The following is a 15,110-nucleotide window of genomic DNA, read 5'->3' as shown; positions in this document are numbered from 1 at the left end:
GTATTTCGCCTGATGCATCGCTTGATGGATCACTTGAGCAGCTCGGCGAGCGCAACCCGGTACTGCGCGTACGCGCGCTCTTCGTCGCGATGCCGGCGATTCTCGACGACCTTCTCGCCGCCGGCATACACGTCGCGAATCGGCGTCTCGCCATGCTCGCAGAATACAACGCCGGAAAGCCAGGCGTCCGGGGCATGCTCGGCGATGCTGGCATGATCGCCGTCCAGCGCGAGAAAATCGGCGCGCTGCCCTGCCCGCAAACCGTTGACGGCGCGACCCGTGGCATGCGCACCGCCGTCGAGCGCGGCGGCAAAGAGGCGATCGGCGACAAACGGCGCCTCGGCCGAGGCCAGCACGTTGCGCTGCCGGCGCGACAAGCGCTGGCCGTATTCCAGCAGCCGCAGTTCCGCACGCCAGTCCACGCCGATATGGCTATCCGAACCGATGCCGAAGCGCCCCTTCTCTTCCAGATACGCGTGCGCCGGGAAAATGCCGTCGCCGAGATTGGCTTCGGTCGTCAGGCACAGCCCCGCCACCGCGCCGCTTGTGGCCAGCGCGCGCGTTTCGTTCGCATCGACGTGGGTCGCATGCACGAGACACCAACGGGAATCGACATGGAAACGTTCGAGCAGCCATTGCACCGGACGCGCGCCTTCGGTCTCGAGACAGGCGTCGACTTCCGCGGTCTGCTCGGCGATATGGATATGCACCGGCGCACCCGGCAGGTCCGTGTCGAGACCGTCGAGCAGACTGCGCAGCGATTGCTCCGAGACCGCCCGCAACGAATGCGGCGCCACGCCGTAGCGCAGCGCCGCGCTTTCGGGGCGCGCCGCACGCAGCTTGGCCAGCAGATCGAGCAGGCTCTCGGGCGTATTGATGAAACGCTGCTGATCGGCCCGCGGGGCGCGCGCGCCGAAGCCGCTGTACTGGTAGAGCACCGGCAGCATCGTCATGCCGATGCCGCTCGTCTGCGCCGCATCCACCACCCGCTCGGCGAGTTCGGCCGCGTTGACGTAACGGCTGCCCTCCGGCGTGTGATGCACGTAATGGAACTCGCACACCGAGGTATAGCCCGCCTTCAGCATCTCGATGTACAGCCACTGCGCGACAGCGGCCAGTCCTTGCGGCGAGATCTTCGCGGCGAAGCGGTACATCAGGTCGCGCCAGCTCCAGAAGTTGTCGGTGGCGTTTGCACGGTATTCCGTGAGACCCGCCATCGCACGCTGGAACGCATGCGAATGCAGGTTCGGCATGCCGGGCAAGACGGGACCGGCAGCGCGAGCGACGCCGACGGGCGGCGCGCCCGTATCCGGCGTAACGTGGGTGAGCGTGCCGCCCGCGTCCCACTCGAGCAGCACGTTGCGACGCCAGCCGTCCGGCAGATACGCGTGGTCGGCGAACAGCGCGTGACGGGTTGCTTGAGTCGACGCCTCGGTCGATGTAGGTGCCGGCGCTCGATTCGAATCAGTCATCTTCAGACCTTGAGGGGGTTCGACTTGGGTTTGGCACGGCGGTTAGCGCCGGCGTTGACACCGCATTCAGCGCGTAACAGGCGCCGTCACGGCCGCCGTCGCGGGCCGCGTATAGACCGTCTCGCCGGCCCGCACCACACGCGCGCACAGCGGACGCCCGATCCAGTACGCCAGCTCAGCGAGCGTATCGACGGACCACACGGCGAAATCCGCCGCGCGTCCGACCGCCAGCGCGCCGTGCCGATCCGCGGCTCCAAGCGCGCGCGCCGCGTGTTGCGTCGCGCCTTGCAGCACTTCGGGCACGGTCATGCGAAACAGCGTGGTCGCCATGTTCATCATCAGCAGCAGCGAGGTGGTGGGCGACGTGCCGGGGTTGCTGTCGGTGGAGATCGCGATGGGCACTTCGTAGCGGCGTAGCAGATCGAGCGGCGGCAACTGCGTCTCGCGGATGAAGTAGTACGCGCCGGGCAGCAGCACGGCGACCGTGCCGCTCGCTTTCATCGCGGCCACGCCTGCTTCGTCGAGAAACTCCAGATGATCCGCAGACAACGCGCGATGACGCGCCGCGAGCGCCGTTCCGCCGCTATTGGACAACTGCTCGGCATGCATCTTCACCGGCAGCTTGTAGCGCTCGGCCGCGGCGAAGACACGCTCGCTTTGCGCGAGCGAAAAGCCGATGCGCTCGCAGAACACATCGACCGCATCGACGAGACCCTCGTCGGCCAGCGCAGGCAGCATGCGCTCGCAGACTTCGGCGATGTAGTCGTCGGCTCGCCCGGCGAACTCCGGCGGCAACGCATGCGCGCCGAGAAAGGTCGTGTAGACCGACACCGGATACTGCTCGCCGAGACGGCGCGCGACACGCAGCATCTTGCGCTCGCTCGCCAGGTCGAGGCCATAGCCGGATTTGATTTCGACAGCGGTCACGCCTTCGGCGAGCAGCGGTTCGAGCCGCGCGGCGGACACACGGAACAGGCTGGCTTCATCGGCGGCGCGGGTCGCGCGCACCGTCGAAACAATCCCGCCGCCCTGCCGCGCGATCTCTTCGTAGCTCACGCCCGCGAGCCGCTGGGCGAACTCGTCGGCGCGCTGGCCGCCGTACACCAGATGGGTATGGCAATCGACAAGGCCCGGCGTCACCCACGCGCCACCGAGGTCTTCGCGCGGCCACGCGGCGTAGTCAGCCGGCAAATCGCTCGCTGCGCCGAGCCAGGCAATCCGGCCGTCGTGCACGGCGATGGCCGCGTCGGCCAACGTGTGATGAGGATCGCCCTGCGGGCAAAGCTTCAGGTGATGCCAGACGGTTTGCTTCATCGCGTGCTCGTTTGCAGCTAGTTGCGGTTCCGTGAATGCGAGGTCCGATGCGGGACCGGACTCGCCGTATGGGTGTTCACGCGTAATGCAGGCGGATCGCGAGCAACGCACCCTCGCCGCTCAGTTTGCACGCGAGGGCCTCGGGTGCGTCGATCTGCAGCGTGTCGTCCGTCACCAGCGTCAGCGGAGCGGCGTCGCCCAGCGTTACTTCGAGCGAGCCGGCCGCGCAAAACAGCAGCACGACATCGGCGAACAGATGGCGCGTCGATGCGGCGCTCGCGCGATGCTCACCCTCGCCTCGCCATACCTCGACCTCGCCGGCTGCCGCGCCACGCCGCACCATCAGGTTGAAATCGCGCGTGGCCCCGTCGACGAGACGCGCGTCGATCGCGGCCTCGCCGGCAAAACGGGCGATGTCGAGCGCTTGCGTCAGCGCATGGGTCGGCCCTTGCGCTTCATCGAGCAGCATACCCGCGCCCGACAACAACACCAGCGTGCGGTCGATGCCGTCAAAACGCGAGAACGGCCCGGCCTGCGCGACGTCCGCGATGCTCACGCGCCAGACGAACGCGTCGAGCCCCGCACCTGCGGGAAACGCGGCCACCTCACGCGTGACCCCGCCGCCGTTTTTCCACGGCGTGGCCACGAGATCCACGCCACGCAGCAGCGTCGCAGCAACACGGCGCGTCACGATCAACGGCCCAGCATCGGCAGGTTCAATCCCACCTCGCGCGCCGTCTCCTGCGCGAGTTCGTAGCCGGCATCCGCATGACGCATCACGCCCGTGGCCGGATCGTTGAACAGCACGCGGCCGAGGCGCCTGGCCGCTTCATCCGTGCCGTCGGCCACGATCACCACGCCCGAGTGCTGGCTAAAACCCATGCCCACGCCACCACCGTGATGCAGCGACACCCACGTCGCGCCACCTGCCGTATTCAGCAACGCGTTGAGCAGCGGCCAGTCGCTGACGGCATCCGAGCCGTCCTTCATCGATTCGGTTTCGCGGTTCGGGCTCGCCACCGAACCGGTATCCAGATGGTCGCGCCCGATCACGACCGGCGCCTTCAACTCGCCGTTTTTCACCATCTCGTTGAACGCTTGCCCGAGGCGATAACGATCCTTCACGCCGACCCAGCAGATTCGCGCCGGCAGACCCTGGAACGCAATGCGTTCGCGCGCCATGTCGAGCCAGTTGTGCAGATGCGCGTCGTCGGGAATCAGTTCCTTGACCTTGGCATCGGTCTTGTAGATGTCCTCAGGATCGCCCGACAGCGCGACCCAGCGGAACGGGCCCTTGCCCTCGCAGAACAGCGGGCGGATATACGCCGGCACGAAGCCCGGGAAATCGAAGGCGTTGTCGACGCCCATTTCCAGCGCCATCTGGCGGATGTTGTTGCCGTAGTCGAGCGTGGCGGCGCCGCGTTCCTGCAGCGTCAGCATCGCCTTGACCTGCTCGGCCATCGATTGCTTGGCGGGCTTGACGATGCTGTCCGGCGCCGTCTTCTGACGCTCGCGCCAGTCTTCCACGCTCCAGCCTTGCGGCAGGTAGCCGTTGATCGGATCGTGCGCGCTGGTCTGGTCCGTCACGCAGTCCGGCGTGATGCCGCGTGTGACGCATTCGGCGAACACGTCCGCCGCATTGCCGAGCAAGCCGACCGAAACCGGCTTGCCGGTTTGCTTCGCCTCTTCGACGATCGCCAAGGCTTCGTCAAGCGTCTTCGCCTTGCGGTCCACGTAACGGGTCTTCAGACGGAAGTCGATGCGCGTCTCGTCGCATTCCACCGCGATCATCGAGAAGCCGGCCATGGTCGCCGCGAGCGGCTGCGCGCCGCCCATGCCGCCGAGACCGCCGGTCAGGATCCAGCGGCCCTTCGGATCGCCGTTGAAATGCTGGTTCGCCACCGAGAAGAAAGTCTCGTAGGTGCCCTGAACGATCCCCTGGCTGCCGATGTAGATCCAACTGCCCGCCGTCATCTGGCCGTACATCATCAGGCCCTTGCGGTCGAGTTCGTGGAAGTGTTCCCACGTCGCCCAGTGCGGCACGAGGTTCGAATTCGCCAGCAGCACGCGCGGCGCGTCGGCATGCGTCCTGAACACGCCGACCGGCTTGCCCGATTGAATCAGCAGCGTTTCGTCGTCGTTGAGGTCCTTCAGCGTGGCGAGAATCTGATCGTAGCAATCCCAGTTACGCGCCGCGCGGCCAATGCCGCCGTACACCACGAGCGCATGCGGATGCTCGGCGACTTCGGCGTCCAGATTGTTCTGGATCATCCGGTAGGCGGCTTCCGTGAGCCAGCTCTTGCAGGTCTTGTCCGCACCGCGCGGGGCGCGGATGCTGCGGGTGGGGTCGAGACGCGGGTCGATGTGCTTGGGGTTGTTCATGGTGGCCCTCGGAGGCTGGAAAGTACTCGGGAATCAGGTCAAAAAACGCAGAGCGGATAAGCGAAATCAGAAGTGTCCGGTGAAGCGGTAACGGCTGCCGGGATGCCAGAGATTGGCCACCGAAGCGACCAGGCTCTGCGACCACGTGCGACGATGCAGCACGAGGCACGGTTCGAGTTCGTCCATGGTCAGCAGTTGCCGGGTATCGGCATCCGCCACAGACGCTTCAATGCGGTATTCCACGCGCTGCAGCGGCGCGACGCGCACCAGGTACTGGTTCGGCGTGGTGTTGGTGAAGTCCTGCAACGCGTACTCGGGCGCGACCGCCGGGTTGACCCAGCGTTCTTCGAGCTGCACCGGCTCGTCGTTTTCGAAATGCAGCACACGCGAGTGAAACACCGGGCTGCCGGCACTCACCTGCATCTCGTCGGCGAGCGCCTCGTCGGCAATCGCCGCGCCGATATGCAGCACCTTCGCCTGATAACGATGACCACGCGCGACGATCTCGTCGGAAATGCTGCGGATCGCCACCAGCGTCGATTCGTACTTCGGCCGCGCCACGAAGGTGCCCGAACCCTGCACGCGCGTGAGCACCTGCTCGGAGGTGAGCTCGCGCAGCGCGCGGTTGACCGTCATGCGCGCCACGTTGAACTCGCGTGCGAGCTCGTTTTCCGAAGGGACCTGGTCGCCCTCACCCCATTCGCCCGCGTGAATGCGGGCGAGGATGAAGTCCTTGATCCCCTGATAGGCCGGTGCGTTCATGCTCGATATGCCGTGAGTGCGATGCGTGCCGTTAGTCTGCTTACTGTTCCGACGGGAACGCAAACGGGCTGTGCGCGGCGATCGTGCCGTTCTGCACGAGACGCGTGACCGCGGCGATATCCGGCGCGAAGTAGTGATCGAGTTCGTAATGCGCGACTTCGTGGCGCACCGTGTTCATCACATGCTGCAGGCTCGGACTGGTCTGGTGCGGCGCGCGCAGGTCGACACCTTGCGCGGCGGCGAGCAGTTCGATCGAGAGAATGTTGGCGGTGTTCTCGGCGATATCGCCGAGCTTGCGCGCCGCAAACGTCGCCATCGACACGTGGTCTTCCTGGTTCGCGGAGGTAGGCAGCGAGTCGACCGAAGCCGGATGCGCGAGCGTCTTGTTCTCCGAGGCGAGCGCCGCCGCCGTGACGTGCGCGATCATGAAGCCGGAGTTCACGCCGCCATCGCGGACGAGGAACGGCGGCAGACCGGACAGCGTCGAATCGATCAGGAGTGCGATGCGGCGTTCGGCGAGCGCGCCGATTTCGGCCGCGGCCAGCGCGAGATTGTCGGCGGCGAACGCTACCGGCTCGGCGTGGAAGTTACCGCCCGACAGCACTTCGCCGGTGTCCGGGAAAATCAGCGGGTTGTCCGACACGGCGTTGGCTTCGATCAGCAGCACGTCGGACGAATGGCGCATCTGGTCGAGGCACGCGCCCATCACCTGCGGCTGGCAGCGCAGGCTGTACGGGTCTTGCACCTTGCCGCAATCGCGGTGCGACAGGTTGATGCCCGAGCCGTCGAGCAGCGACCGGTAGGCCGCCGCCGCTTCGATCTGGCCTTGATGACCGCGCAGGTCGTGGATGCGATGGTCGAACGGTGCGACCGAACCGGCCGCCGCGTCCACCGACAGCGCGCCCGCCACGAGGGCGGTGCGGTACAGGTCTTCGATCGCGAACATGTTGTACAGCGCGAGCGCGGTCGAGGCTTGCGTGCCGTTCAGCAGCGCGAGGCCTTCCTTGGCTTGCAGCGTGAGCGGCTTGAGGCCGGCGAGGCGCAGGCCTTCGGTAGCGGCGATGCGCTCGCCCTTGGCGATCACATCGCCGACGCCCAGCAGCGCGGCCGACATATGCGCGAGCGGCGCGAGGTCGCCCGAGGCGCCCACCGAACCCTTGACCGGAATCACCGGCAGCACGTCGGCGTTGAACAGCGTGATCAGCGCGTCCATCACTTCGCGGCGGATGCCCGAGTGGCCGCGGCCGAGGCTCGACAGCTTGAGCGCGATCAGGAGACGCACAACCGGACGCGACATCGGCTCCCCCACGCCGACCGCATGCGAGAGCACCAGATTGCGTTGCAGCAGCTCGAGCTGCTCATGCGGGATGTGCGTGCTGGCGAGACGCCCGAAACCCGTGTTGATGCCGTAAGCGGGCTCACCCTTCGCGGCGATGTCGGCGACGGCCTGCGCGCAGGCGTCGATGGCGGCAAAGCTGGCGGGATCGAGTTGCAGCGTGACCTGTTCACGGGCGATCTGGCGCAGTTGCGGGAGAGTCAGGTGGCCGGGCTTGAGAATCATCATGGAAGAGTCCTGTCTATACAATTTGAGAGAAGTCTAGCGGCGTCAGCTTGTATATACAACTTATTTTTAATGCTCTGGTGTTAGGGGTTTCCCGAGGGGTTCATTGGGTCCCTTCGTGGCTGCTGGCATGGTTTTCGCAGAGATTCCCGGGGGCGGTGCATGACGATGCGCCAAGGGTGGGCATCTGCCCCAAGTCCATCATTTTGCGATGACTTGTATATACACGTTTGAGGGGATGAGTGGCAAGCGGACAAAAAGAGGGGAACGGGCCCGAGGCGTTGCGCCTCGGCCTGGTGTTCGCCGCGTGGCCCCTGTTAAAGCTGCAACCGCTCCCCGATGAAATCCAGAAACGCCTGCACCCGCCCCGCCAGCGACGCGCTCTGATAAAACACCGCACTGATCGGTTGCCGGTCGTCAACCAGCACGTCTTCGAGAATCCGCACGAGCCGCCCGTCGCGCACGTCCGCGAGCGTCATGAAATCGGACAGGCAGGCGATGCCGCTATCGGCCAGCGCCAACTGGCGGATCGTCTCGCCGCTCGAGGCCGTCATGGACGGCGCAATCTTCAGCGCAGCACGCTCGCCATCGCGCAGCGGCCAGCGGTTCAAGTGGTCGGGCGCGGTAAAGCCGATCAGACGATGCGCACGCAACGCCTCGACGGCATCCGGCTCGCCCCACTCCGCCAGATAGCCCGGACTCGCCACGATGCGCCGCTTGCTGCTGCCGAGCGAGCGCGCATGCAGCGTCGAATCCTGCAGCACGCCGATCCGGATCGCGATGTCCACCGTCTGCTCGAGCAGGTCGACCACCCGCTCGTTGCTGGTCAGCTCCAGCTGGATCTCCGGATACAGCGCCGAAAACGCCTTCATATGCGGCGCAATGCAATGGAGCATGAAGGGTGACGCCGCATCCACCCGCAGACGTCCGCTCGGCCGCTCGCGCCGCCGGGCGACGGATTGCTCGGCCTCTTCCATCGCATCGAGAATCGTCCGCGCCCGGCCAAGGAACAACACGCCCTCTTCCGTGAGCTGCAGCCGGCGCGTCGTGCGGCGGATCAAGGCGGTGTCGAGCTTCTTCTCAAGCCGCGTCAGCGCGCGGCTCACGCCCGACACCGTCTGCTGCAGCTTTTCGGCGGCGGCCGTGATCGAGCCGCTGTCGATCACGGTGACGAAGACCAGCAATTCGTCGGTGGACGTTTTCATTGTTGATTTCAAGTCAAGATTGATTTGAGACTAACACGCTTTTTGCCAGAATCAAGACGGCGGATACTGGCTCCATTGCAGCGGGATCCCAACCGGTCCCGTCCTCTCAGTTACCAGGAGAACCTCTTGAATATTTTCATCACCGGCGCCAGCGGTTTTATCGGCGGCTCGATTGCCGCCGGCTTCGTGCGCGCCGGACACCACGTGCGTGGCCTGATCCGCAACCCTGAACACGCAGCCGAACTCAAGCGCCTCGGCGTCGAACCGGTCGTCGGCGCGCTCGACGACCGCGCGCTGCTGATCGCCGAAGCCCGCGCCGCGGATGCTGTCGTCAACGCGGCCAGCAGCGATCATCGCGCGGCCGTGGAGGCGCTGATCGAAGGACTCGCCGGCTCCGGCAAGCCGTTTCTGCATACGAGCGGCTCGAGCATCGTCGGCGATGCGTCGGGCGGCGAAGCCGGCGCGGCCGCGATCTTTCATGAGGATGCCTTGCCCGAACCGACCGCCGATAAGGCCGCCCGTGTCGGCATCGACCGTCTGGTGCTCGAAGCGGCGCAGCAGAACATTCGCTCAGCAGTGCTATGCAACACGCTGATCTACGGCCACGGTTCCGTGGCCGGCAGCGCCAGCGTGCAACTGCCGCGTCTCGTGCGCCAGGCGCAGAAAAGCGGTGTCGTGCGGCACGTGGGGAGCGGCGGCAATATCTGGTCGAACGTGCATATCGACGATGTGGTCGATCTGTATCGCCTCGCGCTGGAGAAAACGCCCGCCGGCACGTTCTACTTTGTCGAGAGCGGCGAGGCGTCGTTTCGCGACATGAGCGCCGCCATCGCCCGTGCGATGAAACTGGGCCCGGCGCAAGACTGGCCGCTCGCCGACGCCGAGCAGGAATGGGGTTACGAAATGGCTAACTACGGGCTCGGCTCGAATAGCCGGGTGCGCGGCGAACGTGCGCGCAAGTTGCTGGGATGGCAGCCGCGGCGCACCTCGGCGGAGGAATGGATCGAGCGGGAGATGATGTAATCCGTGTAAGCGATTCTGTTGCGAATCCGTAAGCTCAACTCGCTAGAATCCCGCGCAATGAATGGACCGATTCGTCAATGCGAGTCGGTCGCTGAGCCCGGATTCCCCGATGAGCCTCGCGCTAAATTTCGATTGGCTGACCAACCTGCTGGCGATCCTGTTCGTCGTAGCGTGCCTCTATGATGCGCGCTACGACGAGTACGGCACCTTGACGCTGTCGGCGGCGGCGATGGGACTCGTCGTCATGGCAATCGAACTGTTCCTCCGGCCTGCCTTCGAAATGTCCCTGTAGCGCACAGGACGGCGCCGCCCATTCACCCGGGCAGCGCCGCCGGGACCGCCGGCATGCCGGCTTGCCCCGCCCCTCACAAAACCGCGGCCACTTCCGGCGGCGCCCGGCGGAAGCCCCGCGTGAGCCAGCCGAGATAGACCAGTCCCAGCACGAACCAGATCGCGCCCAGCACCAGCGCCGTTTTCTCCAGGCTCACCAGCAACCACAGATCGGCAAGCGCACCCAGCACCGGGAACAACAGGCCGCCGAACACACCGATGGCCCGCGCACCGCCTCTCGCGAGAAAGTACTGGCGCACCACGCACAGGTTGACCGCGGTGAACGCGAGAAACGCGCCGAAGTTGATGAACGACGTGGAGGTCGCGACGTCGAGCTTCAGGGCAATCAGGCCAACAGCACCGGCAATCGCGATGTTGATCGCCGGCGTCTTGAACTTCGGATGCACGAAACCGAAGATGCGCCTCGGCAGCACTTCATCGCGACCCATCGCATACAGCAGACGCCCGACGCTCGCCTGAGCCGAAATCCCCGAAGCGAATTGCGCGAGAATCAGCCCGGCCAGGAATACCGTCACGAAGATATCGCCGCCCACTTTGCGCGCCACTTCGAAGGCCGCGGAATCGGGATCCTTGAACACCGCGCCCGGATGCGCAAGCTGCACCGTATAGGCCGCAATCACGAAGATCGCCCCGCCGATCAGCGCAATCAGTACGATCGCACGCGGCATGGTCTTCTCGGGTTCAATGGTTTCTTCGGTCAGCGTCGAGACCGCATCGAAGCCGAGGTACGAATAAGCGGCGATCGCGGCGCCGGCCATCGTCGCGGAGAACGGCACGTGCGGCTTGAAGAACGGCTCGGCGGAGATCAGGCCACCCGGTCCCATTGCCGCCGTCACATAGTGGCAGCACAGCACCACGAACAGTGCGACGATCGCCAGTTGCACCACCATCAGCACGATGTTGAAGCGGTTCGCCAGTTCGATACCGAGGATGTTCAGCACGCTCGTCAACACGATGAAGGCCACGATCCAGATCCAGCTCGGCACCTGCGGAAAAGCCGCGTTCAGATAGGCGGCGCCGATCAGCCAGATCACCATCGGCAGGAAGAAATAATCGAGCAGCGTCGCCCAGCCGATCATGAAGCCCAGATGCGCGCTGAAGGTCTTGCGCGTGTACGTGTAGGCCGATCCCGCTACCGGGAAGAGCCGCGCCAGCTTGCCGTAGCTCAACGCAGTGAACACGATGGCGATCAACGCAATCAGATAGGCGAGCGCCGCCGTGTCGTCGCTCGCGCTGGCGAGCACGCCGTAGGTGCCGTAGACGATCAGCGGCGCCATATAGGCAAGACCGAACAGCAACACCGACGGCAGGCCGAGCGTGCGCTTGAGATGGGTGGTTTGCGTGCCCGCGCGTTCGGCGGGGGATGTAGTGCTCATGCAGTGTCTCCTTCATGATATTCGCCGGCCAGACTGGCCAGACGAACGGCCTGTATTGCGCGTGATAGGGTGTGATACGGACGTGCCGCATCACCCGGTTGGTGAAACAGGTTGAGTGCTGCAACTTCAGGTATTGAAACGCCGCGTCTGACGACAGCGGCTTGCGCAAGCGCCGGGTCGGCGCCTGCGCCCTAACGGATCACGCGGGCACGCCGGCCGTCGTCGCCCTCGAGCGTCTCGAGATCCAGTGCGATGCGCGCGTCATGCAGGTAGCGATAATGTTCACGCGCTCCTTCGAGCCGCGCCGGATCGAGCGTCGCCGGCAGCACCGTCTCCGCGGCACCCGCTTCGCAGACGACGTCGCCGAACGGATCGATCAGTGCCGACTCGCCGGGGAAGACCAGGTTGTCGTCCCCGCTTCCCGTGCGGTTGACGAGCGCGGCGAACATCTGGTTTTCCATCGCCCGCGCCACGATCGCGCGGCGATGCACCGGGCCGAACGGATCCATATTGCCGTTGGTCACGAGCAGCAGGTCGGCGTCGAGCGAGGCGAGCGCTCGCGCGGTCTCGGGGAATTCAATGTCGTAGCAGATCAGCATGCCCACCGTCATGCCCTTGAAGCGGCACACTTCGTAGCGGTCGCCCGGTTCGAACACGCCGACATCCGACGCCCACAGATGCGTCTTGCGATAGCGCAGCGCCAGCTCGCCTCGCTCGTCGATGAGTACTGTCGTGTTGTAAAAGCGGTTGCCGTCGCGCTCCGCGAGCCCTACCGCGACGGCCACACCCGCCGCACGCGCGGCGTTGCGCACGCGGGTCAGGGCGGCGCCGTCGAGCGGCTGCGCGATATCGGCGACCGTGTCGCGAGTCGGGAAGCCCGACAGGGTCGTTTCGGGAAAAACGATCAGATCCGTACCGGCCGCGCGCTTCGCGATCACGTCGAGCACGCGTTGTACATTGGGAGCGATCGCGCCATCCTGAATCGGAATCTGCGCCAGTTCGAGCTGCATTGATGTCTCCTGTGTCGACCCGGGTTAGCGCTTTGGCGTTGACTCGGATCCCATGCGAATTGTTGCGCCTTGCCAGTCCGCTTCATGGACGACGGCAGATTGTTTCGGCCGCCTGTGAAGCTTCGGGCTATTATCACCAGACATATTTATCGGGGAATCACCCGGCTGGGTTACCCTCAACGGAGCAGGCATGGAACTCGAATGGCGCGACCTCGCCTTTCACCGCGAAATTGGCGCAGTCATCGAGGCGCTCGACAGCACGCAGTTCTGGACCCGGCTTACCCGCGCGCTGGAACGCTACGTGCCCTTCGATAATTGGGTGGCACTGCGTTTCGCGCCGGATGAAGCGCCGCTCGTATGCGCCGAATCGCCCACGCCCGACGGCACCGTCGACGCGATGTTCCAGGACTATCTCGCGGCGCTCTATCAGCTCGACCCGTTTTATATCGACGCCTGCGAGCGGCCCGCATCGGGCTTCGTCACGCTCGCCGACGTCGCGCCCGACAACTTCACGATGACCTCGTATTACCAGCGCTACTTCAAGAAGAATATCGTCGGCGACGAGGTGCACTTCAACTATGCGATCGATGCGCGGCACACGCTGGCGTTTTCGCTGGGCGCGACACACCGCTATGGCGAGCGCGATCTCGCCGTGCTGGCGCTGTGCGCACCGTGGGTGATTGCGCTGATGCGCCAGCGTCTGCCGCACGAGACGTTCGAGGCGTCGCATGCGCCGGGTATCGACGATGCCGGCGAGACGATCGAAGGCGGCGCGCCAGGCGCCGGAGCCGGCGTCGATGCGCCGACCTACGCGGAACGCTTTGCGCAGGTGGCACAAGCCGGTGGGCACACGCCGCTGACGGCGCGTGAAGTAGAGGTGGCGATGCTGACGTTGAGCGGCTTCTCGACGCGGGCGATTGCCGAAAAACTATCGATCTCGTTCGAAACCGTGCGCGCCCACAAGAAGCACATCTATACGAAGCTCAACATCAATTCACAGTCCGAACTATTTGCGCTGTTCTACGAGGCGGGACCTCGCGGCGCGTAGCATCGCGCGGCTCAACTAAACCGCCCATCCGTGAGCCGCGGATCCGGACGACGCCCGAACGGCGACGGCAAATCCGCCGCCCTCCCCACCTCGACCACGTGCGCGGCCGGCGCCACGCCAGCGTAGCGCGCCCGCCGGCGGGCCGGCGCCGCCTGCGACAGACGGGCATAGCAGGCCACCAGCAGTCCCAGCCCGAAACCGAACACCAGGCCGGAAAAGCGCGGTCCCAGCGGATTGCCGCCAATCGACATCGCCAGCAGGCTCATGACCATCATCAGCGCGCGGCCCATCACCGGCAGGAACGGCATGTCGGGCGCGACGCGCCGCCAACGCCGATACGCCATGCTGCCGCGAAACGCCGCATACAGGATCGCCGCGGGCAAGCCGAGGCCGAACAACAGGCCGCCGCTATACAACTGGTAGACCCAGAAGTTATGCCCCGCACCCCAGTCGCGAATCGCGTAGAAATCGGCTGCGGTCATCTGGCCGGCCAGCGCCCAGAGATAGGTGGGCGAGTAGCGATACCAATGCCCATAGCCCATGCCGACCAGCAGCGAGCCAGGTGAGGCCGTGACCTGATCGTACTGGTCGCGCATTTCAGCGAGGCGTGTGACCGTCGTCGGGTCCATGCCGGTCTCCGACGTCTTCGCGGCGTAGACGCGTTGCGTCCAGTGTGCGGCGACCTCTGGAACCAGCGACGCCGCGCCGATCGCGGTGGCCGCGATAATCGCGGCCACCACCGTCGCGCGCATGGCCGAGGTGAACAGACGCCAGGTCGACGACGCGCCCAGCCAGGTCGCATAGATAAACAACAACACGGTGCCGATCGCCAGACTGCGCGTGACGCTGAACAATTCCACCAGCACGGTGCCCGCGAAGACCAGCAGCGCGATTTTGCCGAAGCGCCGCGAAATCACGAACTCGTGCATCAGCATCGCCTGCAGGGCAAGCAGCGTCGGCGACACAATGCGAAAGCGCACTTCCGCGAGATTGGCGCTTTCCATCATGCCGTTGACGAAGCTGAACACCAGCGAGACCGACATGGCGTAGAACAGGATGCGCTCGAACTGGGCGATGCGTTTCGCGTCCCACGCGTGGCAGGCGACCACGTAGCCGAGGTAGAACAGCGCGAACGGCAGCAGCACACGCAGGTAATTGCCGATTTCGTTTTGCTGGAAGAGTTGCGTAATGGCGCTGCCGGCCAGCGTCAGGCACAGCCCCGCGCCGACCAGCTTGCGAAGCCGTGAGTGGCCCGTTATCCGCGGGCCGGTCAGGATCAGCGCGAAGCCGGCCGCGATCGCCGGCGCGGCGAGCAGGATCTGCGCCAGATGGCTGCCGGCTTCGTCGCCCTTGTAGTCGACCGAGAGTGGGCATAGGAACAGCCAGACCCACACAATCAGGAAACGGTTGCGCATGCAATCCCCTTTCTTCTTCACGGCAACGTTCAAACCGGCGCCGGTGGCCGCGTCTGCCTGAATGCAGCGCACGCCGATCCAACGCCTCGCCGGCGTCATGCGGTCAAGGTAACGAAAAACGTTGTCGCGGTGCCGCATAGGGCCGAATTCGGCTAGGAGATGGCGGCCCTGGCATAAGTAGCCGCGCTACC

At 65.3% G+C, this 15,110-nt stretch carries 13 protein-coding genes; 3 read left to right on the top strand and 10 right to left on the bottom strand.

What is annotated here, in order from left to right:
- Positions 1 to 29: 29 nt before the first annotated feature.
- From BUS12_RS18225 to BUS12_RS18195, 7 genes are all read right to left on the bottom strand, one after another.
- On the bottom strand, positions 30 to 1,472 hold the full coding sequence (locus BUS12_RS18225) for a formimidoylglutamate deiminase (protein WP_074297979.1): 1,443 nt from the start codon (positions 1,470 to 1,472) through the stop codon (positions 30 to 32).
- 66 nt (positions 1,473 to 1,538) lie between these two features.
- Positions 1,539 to 2,786 carry an imidazolonepropionase gene (gene hutI / locus BUS12_RS18220; protein WP_074297978.1) on the bottom strand — a complete coding sequence of 416 codons (1,248 nt, stop codon included), beginning with the start codon at positions 2,784 to 2,786 and terminating at the stop codon, positions 1,539 to 1,541.
- 76 nt (positions 2,787 to 2,862) lie between these two features.
- Positions 2,863 to 3,480 (bottom strand): HutD/Ves family protein, encoded by a 618-nt coding sequence (locus tag BUS12_RS18215; RefSeq protein WP_171991750.1) that lies wholly within the window; start codon positions 3,478 to 3,480, stop codon positions 2,863 to 2,865.
- Positions 3,480 to 5,168: a urocanate hydratase gene (gene hutU, locus BUS12_RS18210; RefSeq protein ID WP_074297974.1), complete on the bottom strand. Its 1,689-nt coding sequence runs from the start codon at positions 5,166 to 5,168 to the stop codon at positions 3,480 to 3,482. The genes BUS12_RS18215 and hutU overlap by 1 nt, the downstream gene beginning before the upstream one ends.
- Before the next feature lie 66 nt (positions 5,169 to 5,234).
- Positions 5,235 to 5,930 (bottom strand): histidine utilization repressor, encoded by a 696-nt coding sequence (hutC, locus tag BUS12_RS18205; protein WP_074297972.1) that lies wholly within the window; start codon positions 5,928 to 5,930, stop codon positions 5,235 to 5,237.
- 40 nt (positions 5,931 to 5,970) lie between these two features.
- Positions 5,971 to 7,494, bottom strand: coding sequence for a histidine ammonia-lyase (gene hutH, locus BUS12_RS18200; protein WP_171991678.1), 1,524 nt, complete (start codon positions 7,492 to 7,494; stop codon positions 5,971 to 5,973).
- Between the two features lie 314 nt (positions 7,495 to 7,808).
- Complete coding sequence (locus BUS12_RS18195; RefSeq protein WP_074297970.1) at positions 7,809 to 8,696, bottom strand: LysR family transcriptional regulator; 888 nt, start codon at positions 8,694 to 8,696, stop codon at positions 7,809 to 7,811.
- Positions 8,697 to 8,822: 126 nt separating this feature from the next.
- On the opposite strand from BUS12_RS18195, the gene BUS12_RS18190 reads away from it, so the two are divergent.
- Together BUS12_RS18190 and BUS12_RS18185 are read left to right on the top strand one after the other, a co-directional pair.
- A complete protein-coding gene (locus BUS12_RS18190) occupies positions 8,823 to 9,719 on the top strand; it encodes an NAD-dependent epimerase/dehydratase family protein (RefSeq protein WP_074297968.1) in 897 nt (298 codons plus the stop codon).
- Between the two features lie 109 nt (positions 9,720 to 9,828).
- Positions 9,829 to 10,011 carry a hypothetical protein gene (locus tag BUS12_RS18185; protein ID WP_074297966.1) on the top strand — a complete coding sequence of 61 codons (183 nt, stop codon included), beginning with the start codon at positions 9,829 to 9,831 and terminating at the stop codon, positions 10,009 to 10,011.
- A gap of 73 nt (positions 10,012 to 10,084) precedes the next feature.
- Here the strand turns inward: BUS12_RS18185 and BUS12_RS18180 are convergent, their stop codons facing one another.
- Both BUS12_RS18180 and BUS12_RS18175 read right to left on the bottom strand, forming a co-directional pair.
- Positions 10,085 to 11,446 (bottom strand): APC family permease, encoded by a 1,362-nt coding sequence (locus BUS12_RS18180; RefSeq protein WP_074297965.1) that lies wholly within the window; start codon positions 11,444 to 11,446, stop codon positions 10,085 to 10,087.
- A 191-nt stretch (positions 11,447 to 11,637) separates the two neighbouring features.
- On the bottom strand, positions 11,638 to 12,456 hold the full coding sequence (locus tag BUS12_RS18175; protein ID WP_074297963.1) for a carbon-nitrogen hydrolase family protein: 819 nt from the start codon (positions 12,454 to 12,456) through the stop codon (positions 11,638 to 11,640).
- Positions 12,457 to 12,646: 190 nt separating this feature from the next.
- Between BUS12_RS18175 and BUS12_RS18170 the strand changes: the two genes are divergently transcribed.
- A complete protein-coding gene (locus tag BUS12_RS18170; protein WP_074297961.1) occupies positions 12,647 to 13,504 on the top strand; it encodes a helix-turn-helix transcriptional regulator in 858 nt (285 codons plus the stop codon).
- 11 nt (positions 13,505 to 13,515) lie between these two features.
- Here BUS12_RS18170 and BUS12_RS18165 read toward each other — a convergent pair whose 3' ends face one another.
- Positions 13,516 to 14,919, bottom strand: a complete 1,404-nt coding sequence (locus BUS12_RS18165; protein ID WP_143788394.1) for a hypothetical protein — start codon at positions 14,917 to 14,919, stop codon at positions 13,516 to 13,518.
- Positions 14,920 to 15,110 lie beyond the last annotated feature (191 nt).

The organism is Paraburkholderia phenazinium, from assembly GCF_900142845.1.
Classification (GTDB): domain Bacteria; phylum Pseudomonadota; class Gammaproteobacteria; order Burkholderiales; family Burkholderiaceae; genus Paraburkholderia; species Paraburkholderia phenazinium_A.
Note: the sequence above shows the minus strand (reverse complement) of the source record. Positions and strands in the feature narration are given on the sequence as shown.